This window comes from Neobacillus sp. DFD-2R, from assembly GCF_057747865.1.
The window spans coordinates 2024553-2041625 of the sequence record NZ_CM173228.1; the positions used below are offsets into that span (position 1 = coordinate 2024553).

At 36.0% G+C, this 17073-nt stretch carries 19 protein-coding genes; 15 read left to right on the top strand and 4 right to left on the bottom strand.

The features are described 5' to 3' along the window. Nucleotides 1–42 precede the first annotated feature (42 nt). Nucleotides 43–1296, bottom strand: coding sequence for an erythromycin esterase family protein (locus AC3ANV_RS10140; RefSeq protein ID WP_488313496.1), 1254 nt, complete (start codon nucleotides 1294–1296; stop codon nucleotides 43–45). Between the two features lie 232 nt (nucleotides 1297–1528). On the opposite strand from AC3ANV_RS10140, the gene AC3ANV_RS10145 reads away from it, so the two are divergent. The 6 genes from AC3ANV_RS10145 (at nucleotide 1529) to AC3ANV_RS10170 (ending at nucleotide 7300) form a co-directional block, all read left to right on the top strand. Next, nucleotides 1529–1978 (top strand): MarR family winged helix-turn-helix transcriptional regulator, encoded by a 450-nt coding sequence (locus AC3ANV_RS10145; RefSeq protein WP_488313497.1) that lies wholly within the window; start codon nucleotides 1529–1531, stop codon nucleotides 1976–1978. Beyond that, nucleotides 1975–2628, top strand: a complete 654-nt coding sequence (locus tag AC3ANV_RS10150) for an HlyD family secretion protein (RefSeq protein ID WP_488313498.1) — start codon at nucleotides 1975–1977, stop codon at nucleotides 2626–2628. Before AC3ANV_RS10145 ends, AC3ANV_RS10150 begins: the two co-directional genes overlap by 4 nt. 8 nt (nucleotides 2629–2636) lie before the next feature. Continuing rightward, complete coding sequence (locus tag AC3ANV_RS10155) at nucleotides 2637–4427, top strand: DHA2 family efflux MFS transporter permease subunit (protein WP_488313499.1); 1791 nt, start codon at nucleotides 2637–2639, stop codon at nucleotides 4425–4427. A gap of 710 nt (nucleotides 4428–5137) precedes the next feature. Further along, a complete protein-coding gene (locus AC3ANV_RS10160; RefSeq protein WP_488313500.1) occupies nucleotides 5138–5296 on the top strand; it encodes a hypothetical protein in 159 nt (52 codons plus the stop codon). A gap of 169 nt (nucleotides 5297–5465) precedes the next feature. Continuing rightward, nucleotides 5466–6335 (top strand): YitT family protein, encoded by an 870-nt coding sequence (locus AC3ANV_RS10165; RefSeq protein ID WP_488314176.1) that lies wholly within the window; start codon nucleotides 5466–5468, stop codon nucleotides 6333–6335. A gap of 98 nt (nucleotides 6336–6433) precedes the next feature. Continuing rightward, nucleotides 6434–7300, top strand: a complete 867-nt coding sequence (locus AC3ANV_RS10170) for an SPFH domain-containing protein (RefSeq protein WP_488313501.1) — start codon at nucleotides 6434–6436, stop codon at nucleotides 7298–7300. Nucleotides 7301–7482: 182 nt separating this feature from the next. On the opposite strand, the gene AC3ANV_RS10175 is transcribed toward AC3ANV_RS10170, so the two are convergent. Together AC3ANV_RS10175 and AC3ANV_RS10180 are read right to left on the bottom strand one after the other, a co-directional pair. Continuing rightward, nucleotides 7483–7734 (bottom strand): sigma-G-dependent sporulation-specific acid-soluble spore protein CsgA, encoded by a 252-nt coding sequence (locus AC3ANV_RS10175; RefSeq protein ID WP_488313502.1) that lies wholly within the window; start codon nucleotides 7732–7734, stop codon nucleotides 7483–7485. A gap of 144 nt (nucleotides 7735–7878) precedes the next feature. Then, the gene (locus tag AC3ANV_RS10180) at nucleotides 7879–8520 is read right to left on the bottom strand and encodes a class I SAM-dependent methyltransferase (RefSeq protein ID WP_488313503.1); all 642 of its coding nucleotides are present in this window, start codon (nucleotides 8518–8520) and stop codon (nucleotides 7879–7881) included. Between the two features lie 244 nt (nucleotides 8521–8764). Between AC3ANV_RS10180 and AC3ANV_RS10185 the strand changes: the two genes are divergently transcribed. From AC3ANV_RS10185 to AC3ANV_RS10205, 5 genes are all read left to right on the top strand, one after another. Beyond that, nucleotides 8765–9415 (top strand): GDSL-type esterase/lipase family protein, encoded by a 651-nt coding sequence (locus AC3ANV_RS10185; RefSeq protein ID WP_488313504.1) that lies wholly within the window; start codon nucleotides 8765–8767, stop codon nucleotides 9413–9415. Between the two features lie 110 nt (nucleotides 9416–9525). Next, a complete protein-coding gene (pssA, locus tag AC3ANV_RS10190; protein ID WP_488313505.1) occupies nucleotides 9526–10017 on the top strand; it encodes a CDP-diacylglycerol--serine O-phosphatidyltransferase in 492 nt (163 codons plus the stop codon). Nucleotides 10018–10104: 87 nt separating this feature from the next. Then, complete coding sequence (locus AC3ANV_RS10195; protein ID WP_488313506.1) at nucleotides 10105–10914, top strand: metallophosphoesterase; 810 nt, start codon at nucleotides 10105–10107, stop codon at nucleotides 10912–10914. Nucleotides 10915–11041: 127 nt separating this feature from the next. Beyond that, nucleotides 11042–11614 carry a YkoP family protein gene (locus tag AC3ANV_RS10200; protein WP_488313507.1) on the top strand — a complete coding sequence of 191 codons (573 nt, stop codon included), beginning with the start codon at nucleotides 11042–11044 and terminating at the stop codon, nucleotides 11612–11614. Between the two features lie 105 nt (nucleotides 11615–11719). Further along, a complete protein-coding gene (locus tag AC3ANV_RS10205; RefSeq protein ID WP_488313508.1) occupies nucleotides 11720–11983 on the top strand; it encodes a hypothetical protein in 264 nt (87 codons plus the stop codon). 30 nt (nucleotides 11984–12013) lie between these two features. On the opposite strand, the gene AC3ANV_RS10210 is transcribed toward AC3ANV_RS10205, so the two are convergent. Further along, a complete protein-coding gene (locus AC3ANV_RS10210; protein ID WP_488313509.1) occupies nucleotides 12014–12904 on the bottom strand; it encodes a VanW family protein in 891 nt (296 codons plus the stop codon). A gap of 262 nt (nucleotides 12905–13166) precedes the next feature. On the opposite strand from AC3ANV_RS10210, the gene AC3ANV_RS10215 reads away from it, so the two are divergent. The 4 genes from AC3ANV_RS10215 to AC3ANV_RS10230 all read left to right on the top strand — a co-directional run bounded on the left by AC3ANV_RS10215 (nucleotide 13167) and on the right by AC3ANV_RS10230 (nucleotide 17056). Continuing rightward, entirely contained in the window at nucleotides 13167–14402 is a 1236-nt protein-coding gene (locus AC3ANV_RS10215) for a L,D-transpeptidase family protein (RefSeq protein WP_488313510.1), read from the top strand. A 195-nt stretch (nucleotides 14403–14597) separates the two neighbouring features. Further along, entirely contained in the window at nucleotides 14598–14792 is a 195-nt protein-coding gene (locus AC3ANV_RS10220) for a hypothetical protein (protein WP_488313511.1), read from the top strand. A gap of 202 nt (nucleotides 14793–14994) precedes the next feature. Then, nucleotides 14995–16203: an acyl-CoA dehydrogenase gene (locus tag AC3ANV_RS10225; RefSeq protein ID WP_488313512.1), complete on the top strand. Its 1209-nt coding sequence runs from the start codon at nucleotides 14995–14997 to the stop codon at nucleotides 16201–16203. 100 nt (nucleotides 16204–16303) lie between these two features. Next, entirely contained in the window at nucleotides 16304–17056 is a 753-nt protein-coding gene (locus AC3ANV_RS10230; RefSeq protein ID WP_488313513.1) for an SDR family NAD(P)-dependent oxidoreductase, read from the top strand. Nucleotides 17057–17073 lie beyond the last annotated feature (17 nt).

A 17073-nucleotide genomic window follows, 5' to 3' on the forward strand; every position in this document is an offset into this window, starting at 1 on the left:
TTAAAAAAGGTCTTCCCTCTTTTTAAAGGAAGACCTTTTGTGTTATAAAACAACTTTTTCTATTAAAAGAGGGTGTAAAGCTTTGGTTTGATCAATAAAAATAAATCCATCGTATCTTTGACTCATAATGGAAGGTACATAATTTCCAAAATGTTCATATTCAGGGCGGTAAACGACGCCGATGGCGCGATGTCCAATAGTTGTGTTAAATTCTTCTCTGTTCGTTTCTGTGAATAATAGATATTTGTTAAATGCACCAGTGTCATGCATTAGGTATTCCCAGCTTCCATATTGGGCAGGAGGAACAATCGTATTTTTAAAATCGGATCCCCATTCGGCGGATGAAATGACTGACCCGGAGTATGTCCCAAAACCTACAATAAATACATCTTTATGGCCATGATTTTCTCTAAGCAATTGTCCGACATTCACCATCCCCTCATTCTTCATATCGGTGGCACGAGCATCTCCAACATGGGTGTTATGCTCCCAGACTATTACCTTTGCGTCTTCACCATAAAATTTCATTATAGCCTCTAAAGCTTCCACCATGTGCCGGTCTCGAACATTCCATGATTCTGCATCACTTACCACCATTGTTCGATAATATTGCTCAGCATGTGCAGTGACAAGGGCATTCACTTCCATATTCAAGTTACTTTCTTCATCATCATCAAACTTCCATTTATTTTTACGAATCGATGCTAATAATTCAAGAGCTTCAGTTATACAGTTTTCTGATAAATACCCTGCAGAAACGGCATATGATTCATGATTTCGGTTATATGGTTCAAAGCATGAGAATGCTTTTCTCGCAGTATCAAGGACAGGTGAGTGGTTTTTCTCTAAATACGCGATAATTTCGTCCATGCTTTCCCAAAGGCTATATACGTCTAATCCGTAAAAACCAACTTTTTTTCTCTGACCTGATTGGATATTAAATTCTCTCAACCACTGAACCAAATCAATTATTTCACGATTGGCCCACATCCAAGTCGGCCATCTGTTAAATGAATCAAGTACTTCTTTTACATCTTTTGTTGTATTTTCAATACTTTTAATATATCGATTAATACCTTGGCATGCAGGCCAATCACCTTCAACCGCTATAAATGAAAACCCTTTTTCTTTTATTAATTTTTTGGTTAATTTAGCTCTTAGTGTATAATATTCCGATGTTCCATGGGAAGACTCTCCAAGTAGTACGTATTTTGCATCACCGATTGCCTGAAAAAGAGGTTCAAGTTCTTCAATCGAATTGAAAGGTTTCGTATATTTTTTTATTGAATCATACATGAAATTCAGTCCTTCCTTTTTGTTCTTAATGTTCCCTAATATTTTTGAGAAAAAATATGAACAACTTGTTTTAATCTAGCGGATTTTAAGAAATAGGGATGTTTTGGAGTGGAAAACTTTCTAGTTGACATACTAAAGGGTAACTGTTTATAATTTATTTTTGTAATAATTTATTTCGTATACGAAATGTTTCACAATGAATCTTTAGGTTATCTAGAGAAAGGAGGAAGTGATGTACGCTTTAAATAATGAAATATTGGAGTCGTTTTCGGAAATCAATAAGGCCATCTATCGGCTTGTTAAATCAGATGCAGATCGAGTGGGTATTACAGTTGTTCAACTTAAAGCACTTTATCAACTTTCTACTAGTCCAAATATTGGATTAGGTGAATTGGCTGAAAAGTTGAGGCTAACGAATAGTACAGTTAGTGGTGTCATTGACCGTTTAGTTCATAGTGAATTAGTTAAAAGGGTTGTTCCCCCTGAAAATCGCAGATCTGTTTCAATACACTTAACAGAAAAAGGAACGAGTTTATTAGATAAGCTATATTCCTCCGATTCCATTTTCATAAAAAAATTGAATGAAGTGCTTGATTTACCTGAGGAAGAAATTGCGCACCTTTTGCGTTTACACAAACTTGTTTTATCAAAGCTAAAGCTTGAGGAGGAAAGGTTTTCATGAATACAAAACGACTGCTGATTTTAAATATCATTATTTTAATTATTTTGGTAGGTGGAGGATTTGCAGCCTATTCTTACTACAATCGTACTGTAAATTATATAACAACAGACAATGCTCAAATTTCAGGACAACAAGTAACTATAATGGCTCCTGCAAATGGTAAATTATTCGATTGGAATGCAAAAGTCGGCGATCATTTCTCAAAAGATGATCAAATAGGCACGATCCTTTCTGCTGGTACGTCTCCTGCACCAATTCAAATACCAGTGACACTACCAAGTAACGGAACGGTTGTTCAGAACAACGCAGTTAAAGATTCATTTGTTGCGGCTGGTATGCCACTCGCAATTGTTTACGACCTTGATCATTTATGGGTAACAGCTAATATCGAAGAAACAAGTATAGACGAAGTAGCAGTAAACCAAGATGTTGATGTTTATGTAGATGCGTTTCCAAATACAGCACTTAAAGGGAAAGTTACCCAAATCGGTTTAGCCACTTCAGGAACTTTTTCACTGCTACCAAGTACGAATAGCACAGGTAACTATACGAAAGTTACCCAAGTTATTCCTGTGAAAATATCGTTAGATGATTATAAAGGACTTCAAGTAGTTCCAGGTATGAACGTGACCGTGAGAATCCATAAGTAGGTGATAAGATGTCAATATATGTCACGGTTTATGTCATTTTCAGCATTTTGCTGTTAATAATCTTGAATTATTTATTTACAAAGAAAAAAAGAATACGTTCTCTACAAGATAGTGAAAACAATTCTACCGATAAAATAGAAAACCATAAGGATTTACAAGATCAAGTAGAAGATTTGCTTAAGGAATCGGCTATTGCAGAACCTGCATTAGAATATGTAGAGGCAAATGTTCATCCCAAAAAAGAGAAAAAGTCGGAAAGATTGTCCAGAGTGCAAGATGCAAAAAAAGAGGTTGGCAAAGGTAAAATTCTTACTGCTCTAATGCTAGGCGCATTTGTTGCAATTTTAAACCAAACCTTGCTAAACGTGGCAATCCCGCATATAATGGCGGATTTAAATATTTCTGCGACAACTGTACAATGGTTATCTACTGGCTATATGTTGGTAAACGGAATTTGTATCCCGGTAACTGCCTACTTGATTGAAAAGTTTGGTACAAGGAAACTATTCATAACGGCTGTTCTTCTCTTTACAATTGGTTCGATTATTTGTTCGATGTCAACAAACTTTAGTCTTCTGATGATTGGCAGAATTGTTCAGGCATGTGGTGCCGGTGTTATTATGCCACTATTAATGACTGTGTTCTTTTCTCTTTTCCCACCTGAAAAACGAGGAATGGCAATGGGAATGATGGGAATTGTTATGTTGTTTGCTCCTGCTATCGGACCTACACTTTCAGGATGGATTATCGAACATTATTCATGGCGCCTATTATTTGATGTTGTTATTCCAATTGGGATCGTGGATTTAATTCTCAGCTTCTTATGGATGAGGGACGTAACGGAAGTGACTAATCCTAAATTTGATTTCCCGGGTTTATTATTTTCGACATTAGGATTTGGATTCCTATTATATGGCTTTAGTGAGGCGGGAAGTAAGGGCTGGTCAAGTACAATCGTGGTAATCTCCCTTATAATCGGGATTGTTTCCATAATCGCTTTTGTCATACGCGAGCTAACCACGGATAAACCCATGCTTGAGTTACGTGTTTTTAAATATGATATTTTTGCCCTAACGACAATTATTAGTATGATTATTAATATGGCCATGTTTGGTGCGATGATTTTGCTGCCAATCTATTTACAAAATATACGCGGCTTCACAGCTTTACAATCTGGACTCATGTTACTTCCCGGAGCAATTATTATGGGGATAATGTCGCCAATTGCCGGTGCTATTTTTGATAAAATTGGAGCAAGGTGGCTTGCCGTAACCGGTTTAACCATAACAGTTATTACAACATGGCAGTTTACTACTTTGAGTATGACAACAACCTATAATCATATCCTTATACTTTATGTCATGCGGATGTTTGGGATGTCATTCTTAATGATGACTGTTATGACTGAGGGACTAAACCAATTGCCAAGACATTTGGGCGCACATGGAACAGCTGCATCAAATACTGCAAGGCAGATTGCAGGTAGTATTGGCACAGCCCTCCTTGTTACGGTCATGTCTACAAGATCAGGTGTCCACATGGGTGAATACGGAAATGTTATAACGAGCACAAACCCATTCATCGCAAGTAAGATGTTGCAAATTGGCCAGGGTTTAGCCTCGTTAGTTCAAGTGCCTACAGCTGCCGGCAACCAACTTGCCACTTATTTGATTTATGGACAAACGATGAAACAAGCAACTATCGAAGGTATAAATGATTCCTTTATCTTTGCAACCGGAATATCATTTGTCGGCCTTCTTCTTGCATTTTTTATCAAACGAGCCCGTGTAAAAGCATAATGAACATAAAAAAAGCTGACTTTTTGAGTCAGCTTTATTTACATATTTAACTAATAACCATACGACAAAAATAGTGGCTAATGTATGAGAGACCCAAAATAATAAAAAACATAAAGAAATTATTAATTCCGAAAAGTTCATTAATTCGTCACAAGCATTCCGTTTATTACAGGTAATTGGTGTTATACTATGAGTGTAAAGATAAATAAAATAAATTAACATTTTAGGAGGCTCAACCATACGTGTTCGTTCCGTTTGTGAACGAAAAATAGTAAGGTTATTCCAAAAAATTTGGTAAGTGTAGCGATGTAGATTTTAATGGAGAGGTGTAAATCTTTTTAGAAATCTTTTAAAACATTGCCAAGATTCTGACCCAAATGGATGGGAAATGAGTCCAGTCGGTGACAAACCGAAAATGTTTCTTTTAGGAATTTGAATTCCATTTTATTACATGTGAATTAATTCCTTCAACGGAACAACACACATAGGCTGATTTTTTAAATCTTCTAAAGGTTTGATTTATTACCGTTAGAAGAAAGTGATTAATCAATTAGCTGATGTCATGGTTGGGTCTCCCAAGATGTTAATTCCCAAAGTGCTTCCTCTTTTGAGGAGGCTCTTTTCCTTTTTGTATAGTCCTTGAGACAAATCTTTTAGAATATTACCCGAACTTTTTGGGAAAATATTCATGGAAAGGAGTTGTCCAAGAAATGAAAAATAAAATAGTCAATAAACAAATGAAACCAACACTTGCTCCAGGAATGGATGACCAAGAAGAGTTAAATCAAAGTGCCACGGAAAAAGAGGTTGAAAGAGGGGAGTACACCAGTGTTACCACTTTATCCTATGATGAAGTAGACCCAAGCTGATTATAATGCTGCCTGAATGAATCAGGCAGTTTTTTGTTTCTAACCATTAAGCATATGATTACAAGTATAATGCAATGTTTTATATACTATAGTTAGGCAGTTTTTTGAAAGGGGAAAGATAATGACAGGAAATCAAGAAATTAATTTAATTGAACAGCAGGTAGCAATTATGGAAAAAATTCAACATCGTCGATTAACAAAGAGGAAAATATTACAGCGAATTTTATTAATCACGCTTGGTGCTACATTGATGGCGGTTGGGCTTGAAATATTCCTCGTGCCCAATAATGTTATCGATGGTGGCATAACAGGTATCTCGATCATGCTATCGTATATTACAGGTTGGAAGTTGGGGATTTTCCTATTTTTACTAAACATTCCATTTTTCTTCATTGGTTATAAACAGATTGGAAAAACCTTCGCTTTATCCACTCTCTATGGAATCATTATCCTTTCAATTACCACCACATTACTTCATCCAGTTCCAGCGTTTACGCAAGATATTTTACTTGCTTCTGTTTTTGGGGGAATCGTTCTAGGGATAGGAGTCGGCATCGTGATTCGGTACGGAGGTTCATTAGATGGGACCGAAATCCTTGCGATTCTTTTTAATAATAAGCTTCCCTTTTCAGTTGGGGAAATTATTATGTTTTTCAATCTATTTATCCTTGGGAGTGCCGGATTTGTCTTTACATGGGATAGAGCAATGTACTCACTGATCGCCTATTTTGTTGCTTACAAAACGATTGATATTACGATTACCGGGCTTGATGAATCCAAATCGGTTTGGATTATTAGTGAAAACGCAAATCAAATTGGCGATGCCATTATGAGCCGCCTTGGACGTGGTGTGACGTACATTAAAGGAGAAGGAGCCTACTCAGGTGATGATAAAAAAGTAATATTTTGTGTAATCAATCGTCTTGAAGAAGCAAAATTAAAAGAAATCGTCGCTGAAAATGACGATAGTGCATTTTTAGCAGTAGCAGATATTGCAGAAGTCCGCGGAGGGAGATTTAAAAAGAAGGATATCCATTAGAGCCTTGTATATAGCAGTTTCTTTTTATGTCGCTTTTAAACTTAACATGTTATTATTATGGTGAAAGATGGAAATTTCTTATAAAAGGTGTGGTTTCTGTGATTGAAAAAAAGATTTATAAAATGAATGGATTTCTTGGACTTCTCCTGTTTCTTTTATTTGTTATATTTACAGTGTTTTTTATTAGGCAATTTAGTCTCAATGGTAATCTTTTCATGTTTTTCTTCACTATTTTGTGCGGATTGGCAACATTTCTCCTTCTAAGTGGTTTTACAGTGATTCAGCCGAATCAATCAAAGGTGTTTACGTTGTTTGGCAGTTATTTAGGGGTAATAAAACAAGAAGGTTTTTGGTTAACCATTCCTTTAACCGTCAGAAAAACAGTATCGCTTCGGGTAATAAATTTTAATAGTGATAAATTAAAAGTTAATGATCTTGAAGGAAATCCAATTGAAATTGCGGCAGTTGTTGTTTATAAGGTTTCGGATTCTGCGAAGGCCGTATTTGGGGTTGAAGACTACAAAGTATTTGTCCATACACAAAGTGAAACAGGTTTAAGGCATATTGCCAGTCAGTATCCATACGATAATTTTAATAATGATTATGAAATTTCGTTACGACAGCATTCGGATGAAGTTGGCGACGAGTTAACAAAGGATCTCCAAAAGAGATTGGTTCTGGCCGGGGTGGAAATTATTGAAGCGAGAATTATGCACCTAGCTTATTCCAGTGAAATTGCTCATGCAATGTTACAAAGACAGCAGGCTAAAGCAGTCTTAGCAGCTAGAAAAGTCATCGTTGATGGAGCGGTTTCAATGGTAAAGTCAGCAATCGATCAGTTAAACAGCGAAGGAATCGTAAAACTTGACGAAGAAAAGAAAGCGCAAATGGTTAATAATTTAATGGTAGCGTTAGTATCAGAAAAAGGAAGCCAGCCAGTAATTAATACAGGCACTATTTATTAAATATTGTCGTATTCAAGCATATTTACAAAAATTCAATCCTTTCATGTCGCTTTTAAGTAGAGTTAAAGACGGAAAATATCAGCTTTTGTCGTTGCATGCGCTTACCTAGGAAATAATTATAAAAGCATATGAGATATTTCCTAAAGAAAAGATGACAGTTCAATCCTGCCATCTTTTTCTTATTAAAATAATAGCTCATACACTTCATTTAATTCATGGGCTCTTTTTTCATCTTGTTCTTCTTTTGCGTACTTTATCTCATTAGGAAGTATCTTATTTAAAAAATCTATTTCTTTTTGGTTCAAATGCCTAACAAAAGAACCTTCAGATGAAAAATGTCCTTCTGAAAGCTTTCGATATAAATGCCTTCCTTCTGAATGCTCGTCCGAATAATTCGACAATATTTCACGTAGATAGCCTAAGGTTTTATCCAATGTTCAACACCAATCCTTTCACGCCCTTATTTTTCGACGAGATGTTAATAATATACGCTTATGTTTAGAGAATAAACGAATTGTGCGATCATATATAGAAAAAGCCTCTTTTCATTGTTGAAAATAGAGGCTTTTTCTTGCATTTTACATTTTTGTACAAGTTATAATCCTATAGCTCAATGTATCATGATACTTAAGAACGATACTGGCATGCTGATTAAAAATATCGAAAAGCTCAGGTTCAAAGTTCTTTGAGAAATGAAATTCAGGCGCATGGTTGCCAGAACTAATAGGTTGTTTTTCCTTTTTTATTTCAATACTTTGAAATCCGATATCCTCTAATAATTTTCTCCAATTTTCTTCAACCAATAATGAATCTAATGCGTAAAATTTCTTGATTTCATCCTCTTCTTTCTGACTAAGCTTTGTATTAATGGTCATTTCATTGGCGATTAAACGACCGCCTTTTTTTAGTAAACGGAAAAACTCTCGAAGTGCTTTCGGTTTATCGACAAAAGCTAAAACAGATTCAGATATAATGAAATCAAAGGTATGATTAGGTAAAGGAATATTTTCTACTGACCCTTCAATTAATTTGATAGGTAGTTGCTGATTTTGAAATCTTTTTTTTGCTTTTTTTAACATAATCGGATTAATTTCAATTCCTAAAACATTTGCTTGATATTGATGATATAAATAAGCTGCTGTTTGTCCGGTACCACAGCCGGCATCCAAAACATAAGATCTGTTAGAGATATTTTCACCTGAAAGAATTTCTTTTGTCAAAAGGATTCCACCGGGATGGGCTCCGCCAACACCAAACTTGGCTAAGAAATCAAAATATGTTAAGCCTCCCAAAGATACCACCTACTCATCTTTTTTGCATTTTATGAAAAAAAGCAGGTAGAGGTTCTTTTTTATTTTTGATACATGCTGAATTGTCATGTTTTTTTAATTTCTTGATTAGCACATCCGCCCATAAAAGAATACCTATATAGTAAGACATTTTTCAGGGAGGTGTGTGCACTTTATGAGTTATTCATATATTGCATTAGGTGACTCTTTATCTTCAGGTGTTGGTTCTTCCATTTTTTCACCGGGTTTTGTCCATAGATATAGAAGAATGGCGGAACGGGAATTGGATGACCAAGTTTTTATTCATGTCTTTGCGCGTCCCGGTGCTGAAACGAAGGATGTTTTAAATGATTTGCAACAGGAGTTCATTAAAGAAAAGCTTAAAGAAGCGGATATTATCACAATTACCGCGGGAACAAATGATTTAATCAATGCTATAAGGCAATTTCAATCTGACAAAAATTTAGCGGCATTGAAAAAATCATTAAAAGACAGTAAAAAGAATTTTTCAGCTATTATGCAGCGGATACACGATTTAAAAAAGGACGCCATTCATCCATTTGTGATCCGTTTATTTCTCTTATACAACCCTTTCCAAAAAGAAGATTTTGCAATAAAATGGGTAAAACATTTCAATCAGCATCTAAAAAGCTTAGCAAAAGATTTCCACATTTCTATTGTGGAAATTAATAAAGTGTTTAATGGATATGAAACAGAATATTTATCACTCGACCGAATTCATCCAAATGACATTGGACATGAACAAATGGCTGAAAGGCTGCATCGTTTAGGATATGGTGAACTCTCATACGTAGAAGAAGAATAGGAGGACAGTTTAATCTGTTCTCTTTTTTGCTATTTATAAGCATAATGGCGTTATATAAAGAAAATGCTACATAAGAAGGAGTATTGGCCAAAGTAGAGGAGGTTTAAGCCTTGGTAAACCATCTGGTGAAAGCCGTACCAAATTTATTTACCATCGGAAATTTATTATGTGGTGTTTTTTCGATTACTTTTAATATGAGTGGATTTTTGCAAATAGCAGCAATTTTTATTTTCTTTTCGGCGATCCTAGACCTATTTGATGGTCGAATTGCAAGGAAATTAAAAGTAAATAGTGAATTTGGTGTTGAGCTTGATTCATTAGCTGATATTGTTAGCTTTGGCGTAGCTCCGGCACTATTATTTCATTCATTGGCAGTTCCATCCATTTTAACTTCTCTGGCATTTATTCTTTTTCCGACAATGGGGGCATTAAGGCTGGCGAGGTTTAGCGTCAAGCCAACCATCGGCTATTTTAAAGGTATCCCCATCCCTGCAGCCGGGCTGCCATTAGCTGGTATGGGATTATTTTTATATAGCAATGCATGGATAACAATCCTACTTGCAGTGCTAATGGTTAGCCCGATTAAAGTTAAGAAACTATAATTTTATTATGTAAATTGATACCTCCCATCAACTACCACTATGATGAATCCCTTCTAGCTACTATACTCAGTAGTGGGAGGGGATACAATGATTTATCTATTAGGAGTCATCGTCTTTTTTGTTTTTATCGTCATTTTTTATCAAGCAAATAAGAATACAAGAAAAGTGGCTGTAAATACTGTCAAGGTTTCACACTCTAAATTATCAAATAAACAGTTAAATATTCTTCATCTTTCCGATATTCACCTTGAAAACATTTCGATATCTTCGGAAGAGCTTTTTCAATCCGTTTCAGATCAACCAATCGATCTAATAGCATTAACGGGTGATTTTCTAGACCGAAAGAGAAGTATTCCAAAACTTGTTCCTTATTTAAAAGCTTTAAATAAATTAAAACCTCGTCTTGGTATTTACGCTGTATTTGGTAATCATGATTATTTTCTTAAAAATGAACATTTTGAAAAATTGAAACAGACTTTAGAAGAAAATGGCTGCATTACCCTTCAAAATCAAAATTTATCTCTAAATGCTGATGGTGATGTGTTGAATATAATCGGTATTGATGATAACCATTCTCGACGCAGTGATGTTGAAAAATCATATCAAAACTTACCAAAAGGGTATAACCTCGTGTTAACACATGACCCAAATATTGTTTTAAATATGACTAATTACCAGTATGATTACCTCTTATCAGGTCATTTTCACGGCGGGCAAATCCATTGGCCGAAACCATACCATTTATTTAAAATGGGAAAGCTCGTACGCATGAACATCGTAAAAGGATTACACTATCATGATGGAAAGCCTTTTTACATTAGTGAAGGTCTTGGACAAACCGGTGTAAATATTAGGATTGGGAGCCGTCCGGAAATAACCTTTCATCAAATTTCTTAGAGCCGGGATAAAAAACCCGGCTTTTAAACATTTTCAAAATTCTTTTTCATATCCTGACATTACCATAGTAAAAAAGGAAAATCTTCATCATCCTATGGAGGAAGGATTGAAAAGGAGTGTAGGCACAATGAGTTTACGCCTAACAATTATATGGTTATGGAAATTAATTGATCCGCTATTTTATTTATGTTCCCGTTTACACTACATTACAGTAGAAAATAGAAAAAAATCGATTTTTCGAGTCCGTGTCACAAAATATAAAGGGCAAAACTTAATTCTTTCGGACGGAACAATGATTAACAAGAATGACCTTCTGTTAAAAATCCACCTGCACAATGTTAGACTATTGAATGAATATATAAAAATCAAAAATGATTTAAATAGGGCAAGACTGATGTATAAATTGGTACTCAGTTCGATGCCCTCATTGGCAAATTATTTGAAAGTCCATCCTGATGAGTACCGTATTAAGGGAATTATAGGGATAACCACCATTAATAAGGGTGTTAAACCATTAGGATTTGAATGCTTTGTACCTGCCAACCATATGTATAAAAGGATGAAAAAACTTGGGCAGCTACCGATTTTCTTACTCTCGAGTTCATCCCTTAAAGATTTTAAAAGTAATAAACTAAACTATTTATGTATGTCCAAAGAAAGGCTTTATGAAAGGTATTATCAGAAGTATGCCAGCAAATAACAGAGGATGAGTGGTTTTCCAATCATATTCTCCTTCAAAATGAGCAAATTAAGCTAATGGAAGGGTCAAAACCGCTTCCAGTATATGTAGAAGGAGTGCGAAGATATGAGAGACATGAGAAGATCGTTTTTCAGATTGTTCAGGCAGAAACGCAACAATAGAGGAGCCATGTGGGCATCCTTAGTTGGTTTGGGAATTAGTGCAGCTGTTTTTGGAGTAACAAGAGGAAAGCGTACCGTAAATGCACTTCCTTTACAAAACCTCGTTAAGAATTTTACGCCAAAAGCTGACCTCAATATGATGAACAATGCAGCATTAACAGAGTTCTCAGAAGAATTATTATCCAGTGCATTAGAGAATAAAAAATAGTTAAAAAAGTCCGCAGATTTGCGGACTTTTTCAATAAAGAGGGTTGGGAACTTTTCGCGGAATGTAATTAATAACATCTGAAGAAAGAACTTTAATAATCAACAGATTTCCCAGCGTTTTGGCTTGAATTAATACAGGTTGATTGTACTTGTTTTTAAATACAAAATCAGGTCCATACCAACTAACGGTAGCATCGCGGCCAGGTGGAATATAGGGTACTTCTCTGCTGTGAGAAAAACGTTCCAAGATCTGTAAGCCTGCATTATCAACTGCATTGAAAAGAGTAGATGAAACTTGGCAAATCCCACCTCCAATATCTTCAGCATACTCGCCTCTTACGATTACTTTTGCACGTAAATAACCTTTTGCGGCTGTTCTTTTTCCAACAACACGGTTAAAGGAAAAGATCTCTCCAGGGAAGACAACATAATTATTAATCGCTTTTGCAGCAAGTTGAATATTAGTTGTTCGCTTTTTATTCTGAGTATTAAAAGAGGTTACATAACGACCAATCCTTTTACTGCTAATATTACCGAGTAATTCGCTGTCAACCTTTGGATAAACCGATAGCATCGGAACTTCCATTTTAACTGTCTTATGTCCAAAATAATAAGCATAAAATTGTTCCGTAAATGCTTGGCGGTAGATACGCGTACCAACACGGTCCGGAAGAATATTTCCATACTGATCCAACTTTGCATTTTTAGGTTCAACAGATAACTGTTTATCAAGAGTATCCAAAAATTGATTTAATTTTTTGGTGTTTAGAATAGGCAAACCCGGATAAGGAAATGAAAAAGCAGACCGGTCGATAATTGAAACGGTTTGACCATCTTTTGTTATGTATAAGCTGCTAGGAGGGGGATTCACTTGTTGAAATAGCAGCATAAATCCTAATATCCCTGAAAAAAGGATGTTCATAAAACCACCTCATTATAATATGACTGGAAACTTTCCATTTTATGTAAAAATCTACTTAATAAATTGAAGAACTTTTAGAAATATTTCAAAGCCATCCGGCCCTGGACAGAAATAAGATGTTTAATTGTGATCTAAAAAATTGGCTGTTTTGATCGTAGCCATTTTTTATGTTAAATAATAGTCATTTTGAAGGTATTTAGCTCCCAATCATTATAGTAAAATAAAAAGGTAAATTTAATTGTAAAATTGGAGGTACCAGATTTTGAGATTAAAAACTTCATTTATTTTTATTTGTGCATTACTAGTATTGTTCCCAATCAATTCATTTGCTAATACACAAGTTAACCAAACAAGTAAGAATGGATGGTATGAAGAGAACGGGATCAGCCATTATTATCAAAATAATCAACTAGTAAAAGGTTGGCTATCGTTGAATGGCAAGTGGTTTTATTTAAATAAGTCCGATGGAACCATCTACAAAGGCTGGTTGTATGATAATGGAAAATGGTACTTCTTAGGAAGTGATGGTGTCATGCAACGCGGGTGGCTATACGTCAATAAAAAATGGTACTTCTTAGAGAGTAGCGGAGCCATGAAAAAGGGGTGGCTTCAGTATGGAGGAAAATGGTATTTTCTGAATAACAATGGGGCTATGCAAACGGGTTGGCTTGATTTAGCCGGAAAGTGGTATTATTTTTCGATTGATGGTTCAATGCGGAAAGGCTGGGTCTTTGATAATGGCAAGTGGTTTTATCTTGCAACTAATGGAGCCATGCAAACAGGCTGGCTTTCTCAAAATAACCACAAATACTATTTAAATCGTAATGGAGCAATGCAAATTGGATGGATTAATTTAGGAGCTTGGTATTATTTTAATAGAAGCGGCAGCTGGGTACCCAATACTATTGCTGACCAATTAACGACAATTTCAAAAAATAATCAGCTAATCCTTGTAACCACAAACGGATATAACACGAATAATGCGAAAATACGTACCTTTGAAAAAGTCGATAATAAATGGTATGAGAAATTAACTACCAATGGATTTATCGGAAAAGATGGTTTTGCAGTTGAAATGAAAGAAGGTGCAAAAAAGTCACCAAGAGGTAAATATTCCATCGGTACTGCTTTCGGGCGTTTTCAAAATCCCGGGACAAAGCTTCCGTACCGGCAAATTACGAATGATGATGTATGGGTGGACGATTCAGCATCACCTCTTTACAATACCTGGCAAAAGGCATCAGAAAATAATAGCCGTTGGAACAGTGCGGAACGAATGAATATTCCCGCATATAACTATGGTTTTGTGATTAATTATAATACTGAGAAAAGAATCCCCGGTGCCGGTTCCGCAATCTTTTTCCATGTATCGAATAGTTATACCCTTGGTTGTACAGGAACCTCGGAAACGAACGTCCTAACCATCCTTAAATGGTTAGATCCCGAAAAGCAACCAGTCATCGTTCAAACTCCGGAAAGTGAGTTAAGTAAATATTAAATAATAATATTTTTAGGTAAACTAAAATTTATTAGATTATTAAAAAAAGAGAGTATCGGAAAAAATCCGTTCCTCTTTTTTTAATTCTTTTGAAAAGTAATGAAAAAAGTGTAGAAAAATAGTATAGTAGCAGTGGATAATCAATTAATAGCGAAGTGCTAGCTGATTTATATCATTTATATAGAGGTGCCTATCATGTCTGAAAATGAACGAGTACAACTAAATGTAAGAGTATCAAAAGAAATTTTAGGGAAATTAGATGAAATTGTCGATTACTATCAGGAAAATATGAAATTTGGCAGAGTATATAAGAGTGATGTTTTAACCGATATTATTGAAAAGTCCTATGAGATAATGAACAAGCAAAAGAAGATGAATAAAAGATTTTAATAAAACGAACATGAGAAAATGCTTCACAGCTGCGGTGTTATATACTCTTAAACCTGCTCCATTTTTACTAATTTTAAAAAAGATAGTATCACTCTTTGGATTTATTGGAATATTTAGAAAAATATTTGAATATTTAATTTTTGGGAGTATAATAGAAAATATAACATACTAACTGGTTAGTAGGTGAAAGGGAGTGGAAAGTTTGGATTTTTCATATTCAAAAAAGGTTAAAGAATTACAAGAGCAGGTAACAGCCTTCATGGAATCCTATGTCTACCCGAACGAGAGCGTATATGAGCAACAATTAAATGAACAAGAAAGCCGTTGGAGTGCGGTCCCCCCTATCATAGAGGAACTAAAGGAAAAAGCAAAGGCTGCGGGGCTCTGGAATCTATTTTTACCTGAAAGTGAATATGGTGCAGGACTTACAAACCTGGAGTACGCTCCATTATGTGAGATTATGGGACGCTCCCTAATTGGACCGGAGGTATTTAACTGCAGTGCGCCCGATACTGGAAATATGGAAGTTATTGTTCGTTACGGTACCGAAAAACACAAGGAACAGTGGTTAAAGCCATTGTTGGCAGGCGAGATTCGTTCATGCTTTTCTATGACTGAACCTGCTGTTGCTTCAGCGGATGCAACCAATATTGAGGCAAGAATAGAAAGAGATGGTGATGAATACGTCATTAATGGGCGTAAGTGGTGGTCATCCGGTGCAGGTGATCCTCGTTGTAAGATTGCAATTGTAATGGGAAAAACAGACCTAAATGCCAATCACCATGAACAGCAATCGATGATTCTTGTGCCTCTTGATTCACCGGGTGTAAAAATCGAACGAATGCTGCCAGTGTTTGGATACGATCATGCTCCACATGGGCACGGGGAAATTACATATGAAAATGTTCGCGTTCCTGCTGAAAATATCCTCTGGGGTGAAGGAAAAGGATTTGCCATTGCCCAAGGCAGATTGGGACCCGGCCGGATTCATCATTGCATGAGGTTAATTGGAGCTGCAGAGCGGGCACTTGAATTATTATGTAAGCGTGTTCAAAAACGAGTTGCTTTTGGGAAACCATTATCAGATCAAGGCATTATCAGGGAATGGATTGCCGATTCAAGAATCGAAATTGAACAAGCCAGGCTCCTTACTTTAAAAGCAGCGTATATGATGGATACGGTTGGTAATAAAGAGGCGAAAACTGAGATTGCGATGATAAAAGTGGTTGCTCCTTCAATGGCATTAGGGGTGCTTGATCGAGCCATTCAAGCTTTTGGCGGTGCAGGAGTTTCAAACGACTTTCCGCTTGCAGCTCAATGGGCAAATGCAAGAACATTAAGACTCGCAGACGGACCTGATGAGGTTCATCGTGCCCAACTTGCAAAGCTTGAATTAAGAAAATATCAGTAGTAAGAAAAGCGCATCCGCCCGTTTAGCGAAGTAAACTAGGAGCTGGGCACCGTTTCTAGACAATTTTTAATAGAGAAGTTGTAGAAGGGTTGGGTAAGAAATGAGATTGATAGGCAAAACAGCAATAGTAACAGGGGGAGGAGGCGGTATTGGGCGTTCAACCGCCCTTCTTTTTGCAAAAGAAGGAGCACAGGTGACTGTAGCGGATATTGACTCCTTTGCTGGGGAAAAAACAGTGGGTTTAATTAAGGAATCAGGTGGAGAGGCAATTTATGTAAAGACAGATGTATCTGATTCAGGACAGATTCAAGAGCTAGTCAATTCAACCATAAATACCTTCGGGAAATTAAATATTATGTTTAACAATGCAGGTATCGGTAATTCGGAAGTCAGAAGTGTAGATATAACAGAAGAGGAATGGGATCGTGTTATTGATATTAATTTAAAAGGTGTATTCCTTGGAATTAAATATTCAGTTCCCGAGTTGATCAAGGCCGGTGGCGGTGCGATTATAAATACTTCAAGTTTATTGGGGTTAAAAGGGCAGAAATATGTAGCGCCTTATAATGCTTCAAAGGCAGGTGTTGTTCTCCTTACGCAAAATGCAGCCCAGGAATATGGGAAATTTAATATTCGTGTAAATGCCGTCGCTCCAGGTGTAATTGATACAAATATCATAGACAATTGGAAACAAAATGAGCGAAAATGGCCGATTATCTCACGTGCAAATGCATTAGGAAGGATTGGTACCCCTGAAGAGGTGGCAAATTCTGTTTTATTTTTAGCATCAGATGAAGCTTCATTTATTACAGGAACGACACTTTCGGTTGACGGCGGGGGTCTTTCCTTTTAATTAAAACAATTCAAAAC